General features: G+C 62.4%; 3 protein-coding genes. All 3 read right to left on the bottom strand.

Annotated features, from left to right (window positions below; genetic code table 11):
• A partial coding sequence (locus EN742_RS29290; RefSeq protein ID WP_148670339.1) for a sugar ABC transporter permease occupies positions 1-752 on the bottom strand: 752 nt, incomplete at its 3' end.
• Between the two features lie 107 nt (positions 753-859).
• Complete coding sequence (locus EN742_RS29285; RefSeq protein WP_126056826.1) at positions 860-2,191, bottom strand: ABC transporter substrate-binding protein; 1,332 nt, start codon at positions 2,189-2,191, stop codon at positions 860-862.
• Positions 2,192-2,424: 233 nt separating this feature from the next.
• Positions 2,425-3,123 carry a PIG-L deacetylase family protein gene (locus tag EN742_RS29280; RefSeq protein ID WP_126056825.1) on the bottom strand — a complete coding sequence of 233 codons (699 nt, stop codon included), beginning with the start codon at positions 3,121-3,123 and terminating at the stop codon, positions 2,425-2,427.
• Positions 3,124-3,222: the final 99 nt, after the last annotated feature.

Below are 3,222 nucleotides of genomic sequence, written 5' to 3'. Positions count from 1 at the left end.
ATCTTGAAGTTCTCGATGCCACGGAACAGCACCGCCAGCATGATGAAGGGCAGCGCCATCGGCAGCGTGATCGACCAGAACTGGCGCCAGTTGGAGGCGCGGTCGACCTCGGCCGCCTCGTAGATGTATTCGGGGATCGAGCGCAGGCCGGCGAGGCAGATCAGCATCACGTAAGGCGTCCACATCCAGGTGTCGACGATGATGATCGACCACGGCGCCAGGTCGACGTTCGACAGCATTTGCACATTCGTCGGCGGAATGCCGGTGACGAAGGAGATGACATAGGAGAACAGGCCGATCTGCGGCTCGTAGAGGAAGCGCCAGAAATTGCCGACCACCGCCGGCGACAGCATCATCGGCACCAGGATGATGGTCGTCCAGAAGGCGTGGCCGCGGAACTTGCGGTCGATCAGCCAGGCCAGCGTGAAGCCGATCACCGTTTGCAGGAGGATGGTCCAGAAGACAAAATGCGCCGTCGTCTGCATGGCGATCCAGATGTCCTGGTCGGTCAGGATGCGCTTGTAGTTGGCAAGCCCCAGGTTCTTCACCACCTCGTTCGGGCGGTTGGCGCGGTAGTTGGTGAAGGACAGATAGATCGCCCAGAACAGCGGGAAGATGTTGATGGCGAGCAGCAAAAGGATCGTCGGCGAGATGAACAGCCAGGCGAGGCCCTTGTCGCTGATGCCCCGGACCCGGCGGGCCAACGGCTCCGGCGTGGCCCGGGCAACGTTGTCCGCAGTCCGATTGAGCATGGTCAGTCCTGCATCGGTCACTTGGATGTCTCTGCGATGGAATTTATCTGAACTGCGTCCCGTGCCAAGGGCGGCACGGGACGCTGCGGTCTGGCCCGGGAGGAGCCTTACATCTTGCCGTCGTCCTGGAACACCTGCGTCCAGTCCTTGACCAGGCCGTCGAGCGCGTCCTTGGCCGAACCCTGGCCGGCCACGACATAGTCATGGAAGCGCTTCTGCGAGGCCTGCAGCAGTGGTGCGTAGCTCGGCTCGGCCCAGAAGTCCTTCACGATGGCCATCGAGTCGAGGAAGGTCTGCGCATAGGGCTGGCTGGCCGGGAACTTCGGGTCCTTGACCACCGCGTTAAGGCAGGAATAGCCGCCCAGCGACCACCACTTGGCCTGCACGTCCTTGTTGGCGAACCACTTGATGTATTTCAGCGCCGATTCCTGTTTGTCGGAATAGGAGACCACCGAGATGCCCTGGCCGCCGAGCTGGGCGAACTGGTCGCCGTCGGGACCCTTGGGATTGGCGAAATAGCCGATCTTGTCGCCGCCGACATTCTCGTCCTTCTGCAGGCCAGGCCAGGTGAAGGCGAAGTTCATGTGCATCGCCACCTGGCCGGATTTGAAGGCGTCGACGCCTTCGCCCATATAGCTGTTCGAGGCGCCGGGCGGGGTGCAGCAATCATAGAGCGCCTTGTAGAACTCCAGACCCTTCACCGACTTCTCGGAGTTGACGAAGCCTTCCATCTCGTAGGGCTTCTTCGGATTCTCATACTGGAAGCCGAAGCTGTAGAGCACGTCCATGGCGCCCATGGTGATGCCTTCCGAGCCGCGCTCGGTATAGATCGAGGCGCCATAGACCGTCTTGCCGTCGATCTCGCGCTTCTGGAAGAATTCGGCGACCTGCTTCAGCTGATCGAAGGTCGCCGGCGGACCGAGATCCCAGCCGTACTTCTCCTTGAATTCCTTCTGCAGCTCCGGCTTGGAGAACCAGTCCTTGCGGTAGGTCCAGCCGACGACGTCGCCCATGGCCGGCAGTGCCCAGTAGTTCGGCGTGTTCTTCGGCCATTCCGAATAGCCGACCACGGTCGCCGGCACGAAGTCGTCCATGCTGATCTTCTCCTTGTCGAAGAAGTCGTTCAGCTTGACATAGTGGCCGTTCTCGGCGGCGCCGCCGATCCACTGGCTGTCGCCGATTATCAGGTCGCACAATTTGCCGTGCGAGTTGAGCTCGTTGAGGAAGCGGTCGGCATAGTTGGTCCACGGCACGAACTCGAACTTCATGCCGATGCCGGTTTCCTTGGTGAAGTCCTTGGACAGTTCCACGAGTGCGTTGGCCGGGTCCCAGGCGGCCCAGCAAAGCGTCAGGTCTTCCGCATGCGCGGCGTTCGAGACGGCGGTCGACGCGGTGATCGCCGAGGCCAGACCCAACGCCAGTTTCAAGGTCGATTTCATGCCTTCCTCCCATTTGCGAAACGCGTCCGGATGACGGTTTCAAGAGCCCTCAACCCCCGCTCCTCCGGGGGCCTAAACGTGACGGTGCGCTGAGCGCCGGATGTTTAGTAATTTGTTTAGTGATGCTCTTTTTACTAAACAACGCAAGCGAATTCGTTGCTGCGCCGCAACATGGCGGAAGGCACGCTTGAAATCGTTGGAAAATAACCGCCGACCGTTCCGGCCGTTCGTTGTCAGCCCGCTTGCTGCACGGTCTTCGAACTCACCGTCACTGGCCGGATCGGCGGCGCCGGCGGCAGCAGGGCGCGGATGTCGGCGAAGGGGAAGACCGGCTCGAAGCGGAAGGCTTCGGCAAGCGCACCCGAGGCGCCGTTGCATTGGCTGGCGCGGAAGGCGTTCAGCGTCCGCGATGCCTCGACGAAGCGCTCGGGGTCTTGCGAGCGATGCGCCCGGATCGCGTCAGCCTTGATCCCGGCATGGCCGGAGATGTCGACGTAATGCGTCGGCGAAAAGCCGGTGCCGCCAAGCGTATCGGCATGCAGCACCGGCACCGCGAACGATGCCGCGATGCGCACGCCGTCCGACAGCGCACGGTGGTCGCCATGATAGTCGTTCGGCGCATGGGTGATGGCGAGATCGGGCTTCACCTCGCCGATCAGCGTCCTCAGCGCGCCGATCAGGGCGGCGTCGGCCACGAGCGCCCCGTCGGGAAAGTCGAGGAAGCGCGGGACGACGCCAAGCAGCCCTGCCGCCGCCGTCGCTTCCTCGCGGCGCGCGCGGGCAAGGGTTGCCGGAGCGCCCTTGCCGCCCTTGGCGCCGTCCGTGGCTATGGCGAAAGTCAGTTCTGCGCCTAGCGCGGCATAGGCGGCCATCGTACCGAACATGAATATCTCAATGTCGTCCGGATGCGCGCCGAGCGCCAATACTCTCACTCTTCTCTCCCCGGAAATGGAAAAACGTGCCGAACGGAATCCTGCTCGCCCTGCTCGCCTATGGAAGCTATTCGGGCAGCGATGCCGTTATCAAGAGCC

The sequence above is a fragment of the Mesorhizobium sp. M4A.F.Ca.ET.020.02.1.1 genome (assembly GCF_004022645.1).
Classification (GTDB): Bacteria; Pseudomonadota; Alphaproteobacteria; order Rhizobiales; family Rhizobiaceae; genus Mesorhizobium.
Note: the sequence above shows the minus strand (reverse complement) of the source record. Positions and strands in the feature narration are given on the sequence as shown.